Annotated in this window: 18 protein-coding genes and 1 pseudogene; 13 read left to right on the top strand and 6 right to left on the bottom strand. The window is 50.6% G+C overall.

Annotation, left to right across the window (positions count from 1 at the left end; translation table 11 throughout):
- The 12 genes from ACHLI0_RS18010 to ACHLI0_RS17955 all read left to right on the top strand — a co-directional run bounded on the left by ACHLI0_RS18010 (position 1) and on the right by ACHLI0_RS17955 (position 10,340).
- Positions 1-1,731 (top strand): ABC transporter ATP-binding protein, encoded by a 1,731-nt coding sequence (locus ACHLI0_RS18010; protein ID WP_007571994.1) that lies wholly within the window; start codon positions 1-3, stop codon positions 1,729-1,731.
- A 627-nt stretch (positions 1,732-2,358) separates the two neighbouring features.
- Positions 2,359-2,940 carry a hypothetical protein gene (locus tag ACHLI0_RS18005; protein WP_007571996.1) on the top strand — a complete coding sequence of 194 codons (582 nt, stop codon included), beginning with the start codon at positions 2,359-2,361 and terminating at the stop codon, positions 2,938-2,940.
- 15 nt (positions 2,941-2,955) lie between these two features.
- Positions 2,956-3,657, top strand: coding sequence for a hypothetical protein (locus ACHLI0_RS18000; protein ID WP_225719306.1), 702 nt, complete (start codon positions 2,956-2,958; stop codon positions 3,655-3,657).
- Positions 3,658-3,850: 193 nt separating this feature from the next.
- Positions 3,851-4,045 carry a hypothetical protein gene (locus tag ACHLI0_RS17995; protein WP_007571998.1) on the top strand — a complete coding sequence of 65 codons (195 nt, stop codon included), beginning with the start codon at positions 3,851-3,853 and terminating at the stop codon, positions 4,043-4,045.
- Between the two features lie 377 nt (positions 4,046-4,422).
- Positions 4,423-5,337: a hypothetical protein gene (locus ACHLI0_RS17990; protein WP_007572000.1), complete on the top strand. Its 915-nt coding sequence runs from the start codon at positions 4,423-4,425 to the stop codon at positions 5,335-5,337.
- 456 nt (positions 5,338-5,793) lie between these two features.
- Positions 5,794-6,282: a GNAT family N-acetyltransferase gene (locus ACHLI0_RS17985; RefSeq protein WP_008654991.1), complete on the top strand. Its 489-nt coding sequence runs from the start codon at positions 5,794-5,796 to the stop codon at positions 6,280-6,282.
- 503 nt (positions 6,283-6,785) lie between these two features.
- Positions 6,786-7,271, top strand: a complete 486-nt coding sequence (locus ACHLI0_RS17980) for a hypothetical protein (RefSeq protein ID WP_008654997.1) — start codon at positions 6,786-6,788, stop codon at positions 7,269-7,271.
- A gap of 17 nt (positions 7,272-7,288) precedes the next feature.
- A complete protein-coding gene (locus ACHLI0_RS17975; RefSeq protein ID WP_008654998.1) occupies positions 7,289-7,714 on the top strand; it encodes a PcfK-like family protein in 426 nt (141 codons plus the stop codon).
- A 2-nt stretch (positions 7,715-7,716) separates the two neighbouring features.
- On the top strand, positions 7,717-8,982 hold the full coding sequence (locus ACHLI0_RS17970) for a PcfJ domain-containing protein (RefSeq protein ID WP_008654999.1): 1,266 nt from the start codon (positions 7,717-7,719) through the stop codon (positions 8,980-8,982).
- A 516-nt stretch (positions 8,983-9,498) separates the two neighbouring features.
- Positions 9,499-9,852 (top strand): hypothetical protein, encoded by a 354-nt coding sequence (locus tag ACHLI0_RS17965; RefSeq protein ID WP_008655002.1) that lies wholly within the window; start codon positions 9,499-9,501, stop codon positions 9,850-9,852.
- Positions 9,849-10,043: a hypothetical protein gene (locus ACHLI0_RS17960; protein WP_008655004.1), complete on the top strand. Its 195-nt coding sequence runs from the start codon at positions 9,849-9,851 to the stop codon at positions 10,041-10,043. The genes ACHLI0_RS17965 and ACHLI0_RS17960 overlap by 4 nt, the downstream gene beginning before the upstream one ends.
- A gap of 12 nt (positions 10,044-10,055) precedes the next feature.
- Positions 10,056-10,340 carry a hypothetical protein gene (locus tag ACHLI0_RS17955; protein WP_008655007.1) on the top strand — a complete coding sequence of 95 codons (285 nt, stop codon included), beginning with the start codon at positions 10,056-10,058 and terminating at the stop codon, positions 10,338-10,340.
- Between the two features lie 147 nt (positions 10,341-10,487).
- On the opposite strand, the pseudogene ACHLI0_RS17950 reads toward ACHLI0_RS17955, so the two are convergent.
- A pseudogene (locus tag ACHLI0_RS17950) lies at positions 10,488-10,586 on the bottom strand (IS982 family transposase); the annotation flags it as partial.
- Between the two features lie 94 nt (positions 10,587-10,680).
- Between ACHLI0_RS17950 and ACHLI0_RS17945 the strand changes: the two are divergent.
- Entirely contained in the window at positions 10,681-11,049 is a 369-nt protein-coding gene (locus ACHLI0_RS17945; RefSeq protein WP_008655022.1) for a hypothetical protein, read from the top strand.
- Between the two features lie 103 nt (positions 11,050-11,152).
- Here ACHLI0_RS17945 and ACHLI0_RS17940 read toward each other — a convergent pair whose 3' ends face one another.
- The 5 genes from ACHLI0_RS17940 to ACHLI0_RS17920 form a co-directional block, all read right to left on the bottom strand.
- A complete protein-coding gene (locus ACHLI0_RS17940; RefSeq protein WP_008655024.1) occupies positions 11,153-12,838 on the bottom strand; it encodes a zincin-like metallopeptidase domain-containing protein in 1,686 nt (561 codons plus the stop codon).
- A gap of 5 nt (positions 12,839-12,843) precedes the next feature.
- Positions 12,844-13,452, bottom strand: a complete 609-nt coding sequence (locus tag ACHLI0_RS17935; protein WP_008655026.1) for a hypothetical protein — start codon at positions 13,450-13,452, stop codon at positions 12,844-12,846.
- 78 nt (positions 13,453-13,530) lie between these two features.
- Positions 13,531-13,707: a hypothetical protein gene (locus ACHLI0_RS17930; RefSeq protein ID WP_008655028.1), complete on the bottom strand. Its 177-nt coding sequence runs from the start codon at positions 13,705-13,707 to the stop codon at positions 13,531-13,533.
- A 12-nt stretch (positions 13,708-13,719) separates the two neighbouring features.
- Entirely contained in the window at positions 13,720-15,267 is a 1,548-nt protein-coding gene (locus tag ACHLI0_RS17925) for a glucosaminidase domain-containing protein (protein ID WP_008655029.1), read from the bottom strand.
- Positions 15,268-15,271: 4 nt separating this feature from the next.
- Positions 15,272-17,611 (bottom strand): zincin-like metallopeptidase domain-containing protein, encoded by a 2,340-nt coding sequence (locus ACHLI0_RS17920; RefSeq protein WP_008655030.1) that lies wholly within the window; start codon positions 17,609-17,611, stop codon positions 15,272-15,274.
- Positions 17,612-17,616 lie beyond the last annotated feature (5 nt).

The following is a 17,616-nucleotide window of genomic DNA, read 5'->3' as shown; positions in this document are numbered from 1 at the left end:
ATGAATGCGATTAAAAACATTACGATAGGCCATACGGAACGTCTTTACAAGCCCGTGGGCTATACCATGCTCGCCAATCTGGTCAACATCATACCTTTCTGCCTCTCCATCGAGGCGGTGCGCATCATCTTCGCCGCGTTCGACGGCAGCGGACGACCGCTCGACACGGCAAGACTGTGGTGCATTTTCGGCATATTGGCTGTCTATATGCTGGTGATGGCTTTGGCCGAACGGGCCTCCTACCGGGCCAATTTCAGAGGAGCCTACGAAATGAGTGCGTCGGGGCGCATTGCACTGGCGGAACATCTGCGGAAACTCTCTCTCGGATTTCTTTCCCGGCGCGACCCCGGCGATCTTTCGTCCATGCTCGTTACCGATTTCACGATGGCCGAGACGGGCATTTCCCACCATTTGCCCCAACTGATGGGAGCCGTCGTCATGCCCGTGCTGGCATTCCTCTCGCTGGTATGGATCGACTGGCGGATGGCCGTTGCCATGTTCGCCGCACTGCCGGTCGCCTTGCTTGTCCTATGGATGAGCACGAGTGTGCAGAAAAAGTTGAGCGGCAGGCAGATACAAGCCAAAATCAATGCCGGGAACCGCTTGGAGGAATACTTGCAGGGCATTCGCGTGATGAAAGCCTACAACCTGCTGGGCGACCGCTTTGTCCGCCTGCGCGATGCTTTTGCGGAACTGCGCCGTGCCTGTATCCGTCAGGAAGCCATGCTGGGGCCTTTCGTGCTGCTGAGCATTACATTGGTGCGGGCCGGACTGACCCTGATGGTGCTGTGCGGAACCTACCTGCTGTTGGGAGGCGAACTCTCGCTGCTCGTCTTCGTGCTGTTCCTCGTGGTCGGCTCGCGCGTGTTCGACCCGCTGACTTCGGCGCTGACCAACTTTGCGGAGTTCCGCTACTTCTCCATTGCCGGAGGGCGTATTCTCACGCTGATGAACGAGCCGGAGATGGAAGGCGAACGGCAGGCGCCGGCCACCGGCGACATCCGGTTCGAGCATGTGTCGTTCGCCTATCAGGACAAGAAGGTGCTTCAGGACGTTTCCATCGCGTTTCCGAGAAACACGCTGACGGCTCTCGTCGGTCCTTCGGGGAGCGGGAAAAGTACGGTGATGAAACTTTGCGCCCGATTCTACGACCCGCAGCAGGGGCGTGTCCTTTTCGATGGCGTTCCGATGAAAGATATAGAACCTGAAAGTCTGATGAGCCGCATCTCGATGGTGTTCCAGGACGTCTATCTGTTTCAGGACACGATACGCGACAATATCCGTTTCGGAAAGCCCGGTGCGACGGACGAGGAGATCATCGCGGCAGCCGAGAAAGCCTGCTGCCACGATTTCATCATGCGCCTGCCGCAGGGATACGACACGATGGTGGGTGAGGGCGGTTGCACGCTGTCCGGCGGCGAGAAACAGCGCATATCCATCGCCCGCGCCATCTTGAAGGATGCGCCGATTATCCTGCTGGACGAGGCGACCGCATCGCTCGACCCGGAAAACGAGGTGGAGGTGCAGAAAGCCATCGACACGCTTATCAAGGGACGCACCGTCATCGTCATCGCCCACAAGCTTAAGACGATCATGAATGCGGACCGGATCGTCGTTCTGGAAGACGGACGGGTAAAAGAACAAGGCACGCACGACGAACTGATGCGGCACGAGGGGCTTTATGCCCGTCTGTGGACGATTCAAGAGAAGTCCGCAGGCTGGACCGTATAGAATAACGGGAAGCCCGGATAATAGGACTTTCACGAAAAGCCGGAAAGAAGGCAAGCCCCTCTTTTCGGCTTTTCCTTATTTTATCGGCATTGTCGTAAATCAGTACGACGGCATAGTTACTGTTTCTGACTGCTGAACGATGCTGCGTTATTCATTGTTCGCTGGACCTTTCGGTTATGGCAGAGACAAGACGGCTACCCGGCCTCGTGTCCGGAAACACCTTATTATAATTATACCGAAAAATTTCCTTTTCAAGTCCATATTCTATACCCGTTATATCCCGTTCACCTCTCCTTTTTATTTATTCTCGTTCTTATCGCTCCCTGCCGCACTCCCTTGTCGGTGTGATTTTCCCATGCGAAGGTACAGCGTCATTCGGTCGTCAAGTACCGCTCCGCTAACCGGCTCGCGGATTTGCCCGGCAGCCTTCCCAAATCGAAGATGACCTTTCGGTCCCCGCCGTGCTGCGCTGTCGGGTTGGGTATTCCGTTCAATCCCCGGCGGTTTCCTTGCCTTTTCCTCATTTTCCCGCTGTCTGGCCTGCATGTAAAATCTATCCCGATAAGGAAGCCGGAACAGCTTCCGAAAAAAGGGAAGAAAAAGTTTAACGAATAAAAATTAACGATTATGCCAAACTGGTGTTCAACAGCGTATGTGATAGAGGGCGACGCGCAGGAAATCAAAAGCCTCTATGAGTTGATGAAAGATTTGCAGGACAGAAAAACGCCTGCCGTGAAAAACGGCTTCGGGACATCATGGCTGGGGTGTCTTGTGGATGCCTTGGGCAAGGACTGGGACAAGGTGAGTTGTCGGGGAGATTGGGCAAACCTCGAAATGGTGGGCGAAACCCTCCGCTTTACGACGGAGACGGCATGGGGGCCATGCAACGAGACATTCGACCTCGTGTGCGAGAAATTCCCATCGCTCCGTTATTATTACCAGACCGAAGAGCCGGGAATGGGCTTCTACGAGACCAACGACAGCGAAGGCAAGTATTTTACCGACAAATACATAGTCGATTTATGTACTGCCAAAGGCAAATACTTCTGCGAATATTTTGCCGACAGGGAGAGCCTGTTTGCGTGGCTTGGCGAGGTCGCAGGAAAAACCGTCCGCTCGGAACAGGATGCCAAGGCTCTGTTTGAAGAATGGGCGCAGGAAAACCCCGATTCTTGCTGCAGTATCAATGAATATGTGGTCGTGGATTAAATCGGACAGACAGCCATGAGAACCTATCATTGGAAAGAGTACGGCTTTATCGGGACTGTACCCGACTTCGCCCGGCATTTCGGGATATGCAAAAGCCCGACTTTCGTCAATGCGGTGCGGAGAGTGTCCCGACACGTTTATAACTGCATGAACGCACGGGAACAGGCGGAATATGAAGAGAAGCGGGAGCGGGTGAAACCCGCTTACCGCCTCTATCTGGACGAGGAACGCACACGTTTCATCGAAATGACGAAAGAGGAGTACGAAGCTGTCGGCCTGCCCGTGGTGCAGGAAGAGGTCGGCATGTTCAAACTGTCTTACAGGAACAGAAGCCTGCCCGCATCGTTTGTCGGAAACGGTCGGGACGAAAGCCCCGTGGCTTCGGCCATGAAAAAATATCGGGCAGAAGCCATGCGTTTCGCCGGACAGGTCATGCTGGCTACGGGTTATTTCAATACCCGTCTGCCGACCGAACAGCCCAAAACCGAGATAAACTATACGGAATTGCGATTGTCGTACAGCAACGGTATCGTGTTCTATTTTGTCGCTGACCGTAGCCGTGACGGAGTATGCGGCTGTTACCTGCAACGGATAACGCTCGACGGCAAGCAGATATATAACGGCTGTTTTAGCCGATATTCCAGCGTCGATGACGTTTTGCAAAAGACACAATCGAACGGAGAATGCCAAAATGCCCATTACCATTTTATAGAGTAGACGATAAGCCCTCTCGGACAGTAAAAGTTCGAGAGGACTTTCTCTGTACGCCGTTTCCACGGAACGACCTCCTTTTTTAGCCAATGTTCCGGCTTTTTTATACAGTCCGGCTTCTTCCCCTTTTACTCCACTATCGTATCTCCTTCTTTCCCTTATCTCGTTTCCGCCACTTTCTCGCCGGTTGGATTTTCCCATGCAAAGGTACAGCGGTCGTCCGGTGTCAAGTACCGCCATGCTAACCGCTCGTGGATTTGCCCGGCAGCCTTCCCAAATCGAAGATGTCCTTTCAGTTCCCTCCTTGCTGCGCCTGTCGGGTTGGGTATTCCGTGAAATCCCCGGCTGTTTGCTTGCCTTCCCGTCCTTTCCCCGCTGTCTGATCTGCATGTAAAATCTCTCCCGGCAAGGAAAGCTGAAAAGCTTCCGAGAGGAGGGAAATAAATAACTCGGAGTTTAATTTAACTTTTATGTATTATGCACGCAAATGGTAATCAAATTATGGAAGGGAAAGTTCTGGACGAACAGGTTAAGATAAGAATTTTTGAGGCATTCCGGCAGTCATGTTTTTTGTTTGATGAAACAAGCGGTCAATGCGCCTATATGGGGTCGGTTCGTAAATGCGATGGGAAGTGTCGCCTAATGCTACGCTTTAAGCAGAATCTGGATAAATTGTTTTGTTGAAAAGGAATTGCAGCCATTGGCTGAACCTTATCGACAAGTTCAATATAGCGGATAGAAAGATATATTAATTTTTAATCTTGACAAGATATGAGTATAATATGTACACGATGTGGCGGTACGCAGGTAGTATGCGAAGCCACAGTAAACCCCAACACCAAAGTGATAACGGAAATTTCCGACGATTCTTTGCAATTCGGCCGGTGCGAAACCTGTAAGGCACGAAGCGTCCTGACGGATGTAGAGAAGACAAAGGCCGCCATCAAGAGCGGATTTGCCGGATTTGTCGAGGCGAACGGCAGGAAGCCCCATTATGCAAGTTGTCGGATAGTATGGAAGTACACCAACGATTCCGAAGACGTAAAAATCCGGCTGCTGGAAAGCGGTGAAAGTATTGGAAACGACATGTTCTTCTCCTGCAACAGCCTCCATGCCCTCGAATCTCTGGCGGAGTTCGGAAAAGAACCGTTCATCGTAACGGAATGTTACGGGTTCAAGACCTTAACAGAAGAGGAAATCTCCGATGAAAAAGCGTATGAATACGAGTTCGGAGACGAGAAAATCGTTGTTACAGGTAAAGAAGTACGTGCATTTTACTCGGAAGTATACAGGCTGACGGCACAGGACATCGAACAGTTTGCAGCCTATAATACGGCAAAACGCATGTATTACCGGAAAAATGATTGCCAGCTTACCCCGGAGCTTGTCCGACGGTTGCTCGATGAAGAACATTTGATGAAAGCAGGTGAATCCGACAGTTTCACGATTCAGTTGTTCTTCCTGTGGCATGTGCGGATTCGGAAAGAACCTGAAAATTTTGCACCGTTCAAATACGCTTTGGAAGCCTGTTGCTTGGATAACGTACAGACTTTCAGCCGCCGATACATCACGCTCGAAAAAGCATTGCTTCATTGCCTGAACGGTTTCAATGAAAACGCTAATATTCAAAACCGCTACCAATCCCTGCAAGACTATCTTCTGGGACAGGCGCACGGCAAACGCTGATAAATAGCCTCATGCGGCACAAGCCTCCGAACCTGCAAAGCCGGTTTCGGGGGCTTTATTCCGCAAGGTCGTCTCTCCAGTTATATGCCATACCCGGCATGTCACAAGAAATTCCTTTTTAAGCGGACGTCCACCTGTTATAACCCTTATACCCCATTTCCATTCCTTTCTACCTCCCGATAGCGTTTCCCGTTTTTGCTCCTGACGTTACCCGACAAATCAAGGCAAGACACACGACACCCTATGCAGCTGCAAAGGAACGTCGGAGGAGTTAAACTCTTTTATATCACATTCCTGTGAATCTTAATAAAAAAAGTCGTTCATGGCACCTTGTGGAATTGATTTTTATATATTTGCTTCTGAAAAAAACATACTGGAAACAGTGCCGGATAGTATGTGAAGAACAGAAACTTTTGGGAAAATAATATGTAAATACAAAATTATAAAAACAAAAAAATGATTAGAGTTGCCACGATAAAGGATGCTTCAAGACTTGCGGAAATACAGATTTTCTCTAAAAGAAAAGCCTTTCGCCCTATTTTTCAAAACGATGATGTTTCCTTTAATGAAATGTCGGTATTGCGTCTTGCATTATATTATCAGGATGTTATAGGAGCTTTGGACGATATATATGTTTTTGATGACGGGATTGTAAAGGGGATGATGAAACTGGATTGTAAAAACAGTATATGGGAATTGAAAGAGTTGTATGTAGATCCGTTCTTTCAAGGAGAAGGTGTTGGGACAAAACTTATGCGCCATTTCCTTACAACAGCAAAAAGTCACGATGTAAAAGAGGTTTACCTGTGGGTGTTGGAAGAAAATTTTGCAGCAAGAAAATTTTATGAGAGCCACGGGTATGTCTATACAGGAAATAAAAAAGAGTTTTCCGATTCAGGAAAATATCTGTTGAATTATGCATTACGATTAAAAGCCACCTTATAATCCGGCTCGCGTTCCGAAAATTCCGCTTTGCCGGGCACGTGAAGTCCCTTGGACGGTCAAAAGGTTCAGGGGGCTTTTTTTGTCAATCGCCCTCACAGGCAGATTTTCTTTTTTAGCCGTTATTCCCACTTCTATATACAATCGGGCTTCTTCCTCTTTTATTCCGGTTATCCCATTCTTTCCCTGATCTCGCCCCCGTTGCCTCCTCGCCGGTTGGATTTTCTCATGCAAAGGTACAGCGGTCGTCCGGCGTCAAGCACCACTATGCTAACGGCTCGCGGATTTGCCCGGCAGCCTTCCGCAAATCGAAGATGGCCTTTCAGCCCCCGCCTCGTACCTCGACGGGTTGGGTATTCCGTGAAATTCTCCGGCCGTTTGCTTGCCTTTCCGTCCTTTCCCCGCTGTCTGGCTTGCATGTAAAATCTCTCCCGCCAAGGAAGCCGAAAGGCTCCGAAAGCAGGGAGAAGAAAAAAGCAAGTTCAACAAATTAAAAATTTAAAGTTATGCACAGCAAGATTTTTCAAATTACCGAAACACGGGTGAGCAAGGACAACTACCTGAACGAGGACACCCTCACGCAGGGCGACGATAGTTTCTTCGACTATTGTGCGGAGATTGACGATGAGGAACGCCAGTTCCATATCGACAACTTGGTAAACAACATTCTGCCCAAAGGCATGTTCGAGCTTGTTTCCGACGATACCATACGCTACAAAGGCGGTGCGGAACGATGGAGAGAAGATTTCATCGCAGACATTCGAAGCAGGGCGGAAGCCCTTACCCCCGAAAGCGTGCAGGACTGGATTGGCCCGGTCTATCAACTCGAAAAGTTCCTGAAAAACCCGCTCGATACCGCTTACTGGTTCTACATGGACGAGGAGGGGCTGCAATCCAACGCCGAGCAATCCTACGAGTTCCTGCGGCAGGCATGTGAATTTAAACCCGGTACGCTGCTTTACATCGGCGGTGTCATCGACTATCATTTTTAACCTCAAAACGCTGAACGATGAAAGGTACGGAACATTTCAAACGGACTATCAAGGAATACTTGGACGGCAAGGCACGGACGGACGAACTTTTCGCCGTCTCCTATGCCAAAGAAAACAAAAACTTGGACGATTGTATCACATTCATTCTCAATCAAGTCAAGGCAAGCGGCTGTTGCGGAATGACCGACGACGAGGTGTGGTCGCTCGCCATTCATTACTATGATGAGGACAACATCGACGTGGGCAAACCTATCAGTTGTGGCGTCGTGGTCAATCACAAGGTGGAGCTGACCGAAGAAGAAAAGGCGCAAGCCCGAAAAGACGCGCTGAAAGCCTATCAGGAGGAAGAAATGCGCAAGATACAGCAACGCCACAGCAGGCCGAAGCCGACCGCCAAAGCTGTACAGAATACCCAAACGGAACTCTCACTCTTCGATTTCTGACCATGAAAGCACGGACAAAATTTCAGCATCAGGTAGTAGCCGCCAACGGGCGGTTGCTGCCTATCACGGAGAAACAGGCAGAATGGGCGTTCCGGCATACCGTCGGACATTACGCTTTTCGTACACCGAGCGGACAAACGACCTGCCTCGATTGCGGTCATAGGTGGAACGAGACAAAGGCGAAGCGTTGCCATTGCCCGAACTGCCACGCCAAACTGACGCTCAAAGACACGCTTTGCCGCAAGACAGATGAGAAAAGCTATTTTTCTGTCATCACCACGCAGGACGGATTTCAGGTGCAGCGGATTTTCAGAATGAATGTCTGTTACCGCAAAGGCAAGAACGCATGGACAGACGTGTGCGAAGTGGCGAGATACTGGTTGGACGAGAACGGGAAAACCGCTTTGACAGCCTTGCAACGGACAATGGGGTGTTATTTGGACAGCTTTCTGTACGGGTCGGGATTGGAACTGCGGAACGACAATTACGTGTACCAACGCATAGCCGACTGTTATGTCTGTCCGGGCTACACGGTTATCCCGAAGTTACGGCGCAACGGGCTGAAAGGGTCGTTTGCCGACATCGCCCCGCAAAAGCTGATGAAAGCCCTGCTATCGGACAGCCGAGTGGAGACAATACTTAAAAGTGGACGCAAACGAGACCTCAAGCACTTCATCGACCACCCGCAGGATTTGGATTTCTGTTGGCCGTCCTACAAAATCGTGTTACGCCAGAAGTATCGGATAACGGACATTGGAATATGGGTGGATTATCTCCGTATGCTCGACAGATGCGGCAAGGACTTGCACAACGCCCACTATGTTTGCCCCGCCGATTTGAAAGCCGAGCATGACAAGTATCAGAACAAGGTGCGTATTCTCCAAGAGCAGGAAAAACGCAAGGAGCAGATGAAACGGGCGAGGGAAAACGAGGCACGTTTTAGGGAGTTGAAAGGCAAGTTCTTCGGTCTGGAGTTCACGGACGGAACGATAGTCGTCCGTGTACTGGATAGCGTGGAAGCCTACTACGACGAGGGTAATGCGTTGCACCACTGCGTGGGACAGTGCGAATATTACCTCAAACCGGATACGCTGGTATTCTCCGCACGGATAGAGGACAAGAGGGTCGAGACCGTAGAATTGAGCCTCGAAACATTCAAGGTGCTGCAGTCGAGAGGACTGTGTAATAAAAATACGAAATATCACAAGCGGATTATGAACCTCGTGCATAAGAACATCGCCCTTATCCGAAAGCGCATGGCCGCCTGATACCGGCTGCGGAAGTTATATCGGGCAACCACCTGCCAATCGGGACAGGTGGTTGTTCATATTCCCGATAAAGGCCATGTCGAACATTCTGTTATACAGACAATTCTTTTTCCATTCCCTTACATTTTGTCCGATGGACAATCGTTCGACGTTTTTTTTGCCCTTTATACCCCAGACACATACTGCCGTCGTTTCCTGTTGTAACGGCCGGAGATCTTTGCCTCCATTCCCTTTGTATGCTTGGGCGTATCATTTCATGGAATCTCCACTATCGCCACGGCCTGTTTTTACGCAGCAAAGGTACGGCGAACGAACAGCGTGTCAAGTACCGCTTCGCTACTCCGGATAAAATTTGACGCAAACTTTCCGCAATCGCAGATTGCGGCATTTCATAAAATTTTAACCTCCGTTCCTTGCCTGCTGTTCTTGCTTTCGCCGTTGGGAATTGCACGTAAAAATCAACCCTTTGGGCGAAGTCGGAAGGCTTCAAGAAAAGGGAAATAAAAAAACAGAACAATGACAGCAATAGAACAGATTATCGCCATAGCTGAACAATTAGGCTGGCAAGTTAAAACCGATACCGACAAACCGAACCTCGTGGTGTTCGATTTTCAGCAATACACACCTCACGGGCAGGATTTCAGTTTCTCGGTTGAGATGAAAGGCAATGACACCGACAGCTTGTTACAGGAAGTTGAAACATATTACGAAGACTTCGACCCCGACTATGAAGCCTACCTGTGGATTGGTACGGACGGGCATGGCAAGAACGGCGCACCTTACCGAATCAAAGACATCGTGAGCGATATGGAGCAGGCGGAAGCCATGATAGAAAAACTTTATGAAACATTAAAAACAACCATGCAATGAGAACGAAAACCCTCTACACACGAGACGCCGAAAAGGCAGGAATAAGCCGTTTCCCAAACTTTCACCGCACGGGGAACATAACCGGCATGAAGCAGCTTTACTACGGAAAAAACGCCCTATTGGTACGTTGCGGGAGTCAGATTTACAACGTATCGAGCGAACCCGAAATTTACTACAACATGGCTCATTAAATGGTATTCATTATGAAAAGAGCAAGTTACAAGAAAGATTTTCAGAGTTGGAAAGGCATAATGGCTCTAAAACTGCTCTGCTGCAATATAGTTGCAGGCCGTTTTGATTGGAAGAAATACTGTACGCCACAGTCTTATTGCGGTCAGGAAATTTGCGTTGTACCGCTGCATTGCTCCTACGGACAGATAGGCTATACCGTGCACTTCCCTTATTCCGATATACCGGAAGTGGAATACGATTGGGAAATGAACAAATTAACTATCGACAAAGAGAATTGGGAAAGCTATTTAACGTGAGTATAATTCAAAATATAGCCAGTTGCCCGTCTTTGAAAAACATACATCAATGGCGGGCTTCTTTCAAAAACAGTATGCTGTTATGGTAGAAAGGGAGTTGGAAATAAAGTTATATTAAAGGAAGTGGGGCATGGAATATTCAATATCTTTATCTTCAACCATATATTTTTCCTGAAATTGAGCAATTTCTTTGCAAAAATCATCTGTCATACAATAAATCTCCGTAATTTTGGTCTCTGAAAACATCATGGTAATTGCTTAAATGTTAATTGAATACTATAAATTCAATACTTTTATTGCTATGTGCCTAATTTATTTACAGAATTAGAATTGAAAGAATATGACACAGACTTTTTATACCCAATGGCAATCTTCTGTCCTTGCAGACGCAGAAACTTATGTTTCAAAGGAATACAGTAATTTCCAAACGGCATTGCTACGTGAAATATCCAAATATGCAGAAGCCGTGGATGCGGCGGTCGTATCCGAGAATAAGGGGCATTATTATACAAGTTGCTTTATTGAACGTAATGGTAAGTTTGTATATATAAACCATTCTGCGGATGTGCGGATGGATGATGGGATAAAGATAGAACTCGGTTCGTTCATGATACGGACTGCCCGGCACGCAAAGGATTATACCGGCGGAAACAATCAATATTGCGATATGCTGCAGTTACAGTCAATGATTGACAAACTGCTGTCGTAATGATAACATATAGTCTGTAGCGGAATGAAAACCGGTAGGGACTATAAGGATGTGGAGCGCCTTCAGTATGAAATCGCTCCACATTCTTCATATTACGCTGCCGTTACCGACGCAGACCGCCGCCATATTCCGCCTCTTGTAGCTCCTCCCTGTATTCTTCAAGCTCGTTCAGCTTCTCGTTCACGGCTTGCAGGTTGGCCTCCAGCGTCATGTTGTGGTCATAAGGGTAATGATGTTGTACGGCCATCCCTGCATTGGTGGCCGTACCCACGTCCAGCGTATCCTTGTCCCTGTTGTACCTTGCATACAGAATATCTCCGTTTGGCATTTCGAATACCGGCATTCTCTGATGTGTCAGTTCAGCAAACTGTTCCGCCGCCATATCTTTGGCCACCTCTTTCACATCATCGCTGGCACGGTCTGTGCCGTAACGTGTGATATGGTCCCGCACCTCCTGTTCCGTGTATTTCAGCATGATGTCGTATGTGCCTCCGACACTTCCGTTGTACACCACGGCAAAGTCCTTATCTTCAATCAGCAGGTCATCGCCCCGGTTCTGGAGGGGAGAAGCGTATGTATGCTGCTCGTCCATGCCGTTGCCGTCGTAATACTCCTTGGCGAGCGCAAGCAGACCCTTGTAGTCGCCTTTGTCCTTCAATTCGTCCAGTTGCTTCGTGTCGTCAGCGGTTTGGAGATAGGCCACCGAAGCATAAAAAATACGTTCCTTGGCAGAGCGTTTGTCCTCTTGCTCTTCGGTAACATTTTGTTCCAACTCCTGCGCAATCTTATCCACCTTTTGAGTAACGATTGACGAAGCTCTTTTCACGTCCAGAAGCGTTGTCTTGATAAACTGTGGGGATTCTTTCAACTCATCGAGCCACCCTTTGAGGTATGCGCAACTGTCTTCCTTTATATGCTTGGTCATGCCGTAGCGTTGTGCGACCAACGCGCTGCCCAGTTCGGCCACCAGTTCCTCGCGGGCATACTCTTTCGAACCGAAAGAGGTAGGTTGGAGTCGGTCAAGCACACCTTCGGCACCCGTGGAATGGACCATCTCATGGAACAGCGTTCCGTAGAAAGATTCCCCGTCTCTGAACTGCTCCTTTTCGGGTACGACAATCTCGTTCTTTGTGATTGAGTAGTATGCTTCGTTTTGGTGCGTCGGTTTGATGGGACAAATCCAAAGGTTGTCCTTTATCATCGCATCGACAGGCCCAAAACTGAAATGTTCGCCGTTTTCGACCCTTTTCCCGTTCTCTCTTTCCAACTGCTCCCATAACTCCGGTCGAGCCTCCTGCAGGTTGGTCTGGGCGACATTGAACACCCGGAACACCTGCATTTTCGGATAGACATTGTATTGCGCCTTCTCTTCGTCGGAGAGTTTCTTGTAGTCGTCGTACTTGATTTTCTCCTTTGTTTCCTTATGTATGCAGGTGAATGTGGTCAGCATGACGGGAAACGATTTCTCGCCGCGCAGTACAGATACACGGGGTAATTCCTGCCCGTCCTTGCCGGGCTTGTTGAGCCGCTGCACGCAGTCAAAGGTGCAGAAGCGCGGAATCTTGTACCCCTCATTCTCACAATGCAACAGTAACATAAGGGCGTTCATACCGTTGTACTCCCGCCCGGAAAGGTTACGCGGCCATTGCAGTGCCCCCTCGGTAAACCACGGCTTATGCCAGTCCTTGTGGATGCTTTCGATTTTCTCGATCATCATCTCGGCAAAGAGGTCCAGCGCCTTGTCCTCGCTGCTCGGCCCCTCCGTATTTCGCTTTCTATAACCGGCCATGACTGCTACTGATTGAAGTTATCCGATTCGGGAATATATTGCGCCAGTTCTTCCACCCGGCAGGAGATGTCCGGCTTCCCGTTATGTACCGAGACCGTCATTTCGCCCTTGGCTTCTACCTTGACGCCCGGTTGCAGCCACTCTTCACGTTGCCTGTCGAAGCAGAAGAAACGCACCCACTGGTACTCGAAATTCTCATCGACCTTTTCGGTGCTGAATGCAGAGAACATCGTGTAGGACTTATCCTTTTTGTCCTTCCGTTCCTCGATGTTCTTGCCCACCTTGCCCCGGAACGACAGTTCGCCCTTGATGGAATCCGCGATGTCCGCCGCCGGGCCGATACGGTCGGCAAAGAGGTTGAAATAGAGCTTTTCGCCCCGGCGTTTCAGGAACAGCGTCCCCGCAACCTCGACACGCAATCCGTTTCGATAGCCGGATACCTTCTTCTGACCGCCCTCCTTGCTGACACTGATCTCGACCGTTTCGTTCCGACCGTCCTTGCCTTGGAGCACGACGCGGAGCGGAAAGGTCAGGAATGTTTTCTCTTCTTTGGTCGTGCGCATCGAAGCGTCGCGGCCGATGGTGCCGCACGCCGTAATATTGCATTTAATCATTTTATTTTGTCTTTTAGTGATACATAGTCCACCGGACAAAGCGGGGTGTCTTGAAGTTGAACAGGTTGAAAGCGTTTCCTAATCGGGAGCACGTATTCTCATGTAGACAATCCAGCCGGCAATACCCAGTTGGACGCCCACGATAACGAGTGTTGCTACCCAACCGAATAGCCGGGAACAGAACAGGATATGCAGGGCGCAGACGGACACCCCGGACAAGTACCCGCAAAGTCGTATCATCACGCGTTTTATCATGACTTTTTGGGATTATCTTTTCAGGTTTTCCGATTGTGCCCGTTGTTCGGACATTCCCCGTTCAAAGTTCTGCGACGCCGCCTCCGAGAGGATGACCGTGTTCAGCACGCCGGTCACACGCAGCCGTTTGGCTTCCTCCGAAAGAGAACTGTCGTTCAGCGTCACCGACAGGCGGCTTAACTCGGCAGAGGCCAGTTCCCGTGATACCTGAACGCTGCCGTTGTCCGCCTGCAGGACAGCTCGCCCGTTTTCCCCGACTGTGAGGTCACAGTTTTTCATGCCCGGCAGCAACGCTTTGAGGTCGATACGCCGGCTGTCCATCGCCTCGGAAATGGCTGCCTTTTGTTCCTCCTTGTTCTTGCTGTCGATTTGCGTCGCCAGTAACATCAGGGAGGTAAAGGCGGTCATGGCCATTTCCACGACAGGATCACTGCACCCCGACAATCCCACGCCGCTATCCTCCGAGGAGAGCAGTTTTTTCATCCACGCATCGGGCGAAAGGCTTTTGCCGGTGGCATTCTCTTCTGTTCCCTTATATCGGGCGAGCAGGTCGTTGCCGTTATGTAGTACCTGCTGTTTGATGTGGCCCTTTTGTGCGATTTCAGCCAGATACGCTGCCGGATCGACGTCCCGCTGCGTGCCGTCCGCATAAATCTGCCGGACACCGAAGTGCAGGTGCTTCCCGGTCGTCCGTGTCCCCGTGTTACCGGAACGGCCGAGCTTCTGGCCTGCCTGTACCGTATCGCCTGCCTTTACGGAAACTTCGCCGAGGTGCATGTAGGTACACTGTACCTTGCTGCCGTCCGGACGGGTGTATTCCACGGTCAGCGATTTGTTACCGGGTGCATGGCCTTTGTCTTTGACAGCGACGACCTTGCCGTCTTTTTCCGTGGCCAGGACCGTATCGCCGTCGCACCGGATGTCGATACCCGTGTGCATACGTTCCTTGCCGTCTGCCGGATCTTGCCGCATACCGAATGGCGAGGTGACGAAAAGAAACTCTTTCCGCTCCACCGGAAACGAATAGTCCACTGTATTTCCGACCTCACGGAGCGGGTTCTCTTCCACGCCGAACCGCTTTCCCTGCGTCTCCATTTCCTGCATGACCTGCCGGTCGTACTTTTGCAGCCCGTTCTGTTCGATGATACGTTGCAGGCTGTCGGCATAATGCCCGCCCGTGGCATAGCCCGCCTTTTCGAGGCCCTGTGTCCAGCCCTTGTAGTCATCGGGCGAGAGCGAGAAACAGCGGGCATAGCGGCTGTTCTCTTTCAGGAAGCGTGAGTGGTGCTCATACGAATCGCCCACGCTGTCGTAGCTGCAAAACTTCTCGTTCGGCTTGTCATCGGAATACAGACCGTACCGGCCACCTTCGGCAATCCATTCGGGCGTGGCCTTGATGCCGAAATGGTTGTTCTCATTCACGGCCAAACGGCTCTGCCCGTTGGAACTTTCCAGTATGCCCTGTGCCAGCGTCACGGAGGCCGGAATGCCGTACCTCCGCATCTGTGCCATCGCATAATCTGCGTATTGTTCCGTATATTCTTGATTCTTGTTTGCCATATCTTTACCTCCTCATGGTTGGACGTTGTTCGTTCTCGTTCTGTTCGTCAGTTGCCTCTGCAGGCTCGTTTTGCTGCGCCTTGGACATACCGTCACAATCCATCACGTATGCCCGCAGCGCATGGATTTGCTGCCTTGTTTCCTCATTGCTGTGTTCAAATACCAATATGATTTTGTCCGCATCATACGGAATGCGTTCTTTGGCCGGAGGCATGTCCAGCTCGTTCGCTATGGTCTCCGCATCATACATGGAAGCGTAATACTTGTTCTCATGTTTGAAAAGGACGACCGCTTCCGGTTGTTCCTCTTTGATTTTCTTGTATTTGTCATACAGTTGTTCCGGTATATCTTTTATGGGCAACTCTTTCAAGGATGAAGCAGTTTTGGGGGATTCCTCATTGGCTTGCTTGGGGTGCTTGTCCTTATCCTGCTGTAGGGTATCCTCTTCTCCTTGTTTCTTTCCGGCAGTCTCTTCCTGCGTCTGTCCTTTACGCAGCACATCGGCAAAAAGCGTGGCCGCCAGATGGCGTTTATATTCTGCACGGTCCTCAGCCAGCCACATGCGCTGCCACTGTTGCCGCGTGACGCTCCGGGGCTGCAGTTTCTTCCCGTCGATGGTCGCCACGCACAGAGTTCCTTCTTGTTTGGTCTTGAATACGGACACACGCTGAATCCGGTTCAGGTCGATGTCCTGCGCCCCGCTGCTGAACAGGTCCACTTTCAGGTCTGGCTGTGTTTCCGCCAGTACATAATACTTGTGCGCCAGTTCCATGCGTACCTTGTCGATGTTGTCCATCGCCTGTTTGAGCGTGGAGAAAAAACGGTTCACGTCCTCCTTGTCTGGATAGATACTGTACCCGTTCTGATGTTCGGGCTTCAGATACAGCGCCCAGCGGTTCTTGTCGTCCTGGATCATCTGTATCTGGTCGAAACCGATTTCGTCCGCCCGTTTGACCGCAGGCGTCACGTCCAGTGTGGAAAGCATCTCCAGTGCCCAGTTCTTCAGTCGGGCCAGTGATACCTGTTTCTTGGCGAAATAGGCATCATCGGGCCTGTACCCCCATGCGCCGTCGGGATTGAAGAAACGCACGTTTTCAATACCTTCCCTTCGCAAAGCCCTGCCGATACGGGCCTTGTTCATGCCCGGCACTTCGTTGTCCACCTCCGGCGACGCACCGGCAGGGAGTATCACATCCGCCGATTTCGAGGACGGATCGATGACGATGACAATGGTCTTGTCCTCCTTGTTCGGGTGTTTCCGGATTTCATCGGCCACGTAGAAATGCTTGGGTAACTGCTCCTGCATATCCGAAGTCTGCCGGCGGTTACGCATCGTGGCATATTCGATTTTCTCGCCCCGTTCCGCCTTGTGGATTACTTCGAGGGCGTTGTTCACGTCGCTTTCGAGGGCATCCATCAGGTTGGGGTTCTCTTTAAGTTCCCGGTTCCAGTAGTCTACCAATTCAAGGCTTTTGTCGGACAGACGGGCAGGCAGTCCCAGTTCCAGCATTTTGATGCCCGAAGCCACCTCCACGATCAGCCGTTCCTGTTTGAGGGCATCTTCCGAAGGACCCATGCCGTTTTTCATCACCATGCCTTCACGGGCCAGCCGTTGTTGGTGCCCCGTGGCGCTCACGATTTGCCGCAAGGCTTCCTGAACGTAGTCGTTATAATGCTCGAAGTTCCGTTGGCGCGGCATATAGACCGCATCGCGGTCCGTCTCGTAATGGGGCATTCCGCTGCCGTCCGAACGCACGGGCACGAGATTGTCCCGCATTTTCAGCAGGAAGTCGTTGAAGCGGATATGCAGTCTCCGTTCATCGGTTTCGGAGTAGCCACGCTCCACGGCACTACCGTCTTTCTGCAATACCGCATCGTAAGTCTCCTTATCCACGTAGGGCAGTGTCGTCTGGTCGATGTTGAAAAGTGTGCGGATCTCCCTGTTATGTATGCCCTTGTACTGTTTCTGCACCTCCTCGTCCAGTTTCAGATAAGCGTCCCGGCTGATGATGTCCTCCGGATTGTTGCGGTGGACGTACTTGTTCCAGTTGTAGAACAGGAACGGAACGCCTTGCTCGTGCTCGCGTACCGATGTGCCGCGTGCCTTGGCATCGCTGTAAAGGGTGAACAGGTTGGTCTTGCACCCGTTCCGGTCCGAATGCAAGGCCATGAACAGGCCGTTGAACGGGCTGACGGCAACACCTTTCGGATAAAATTTCGGAAAGCCCTTGCCCGTAGCGTTGAGCCAGTGTCCCCCGGCATTCGACGCTTCGTTCAAAGCCGTGGAGAGCAGCTCTATCTGACGCTCCTCGGCATTCTTTTCTATTTGCGATTTTTCTTTCATATTCC

Source organism: Bacteroides sp. RCH18 (genome assembly GCF_058231005.1).
Note: the sequence above shows the minus strand (reverse complement) of the source record. Positions and strands in the feature narration are given on the sequence as shown.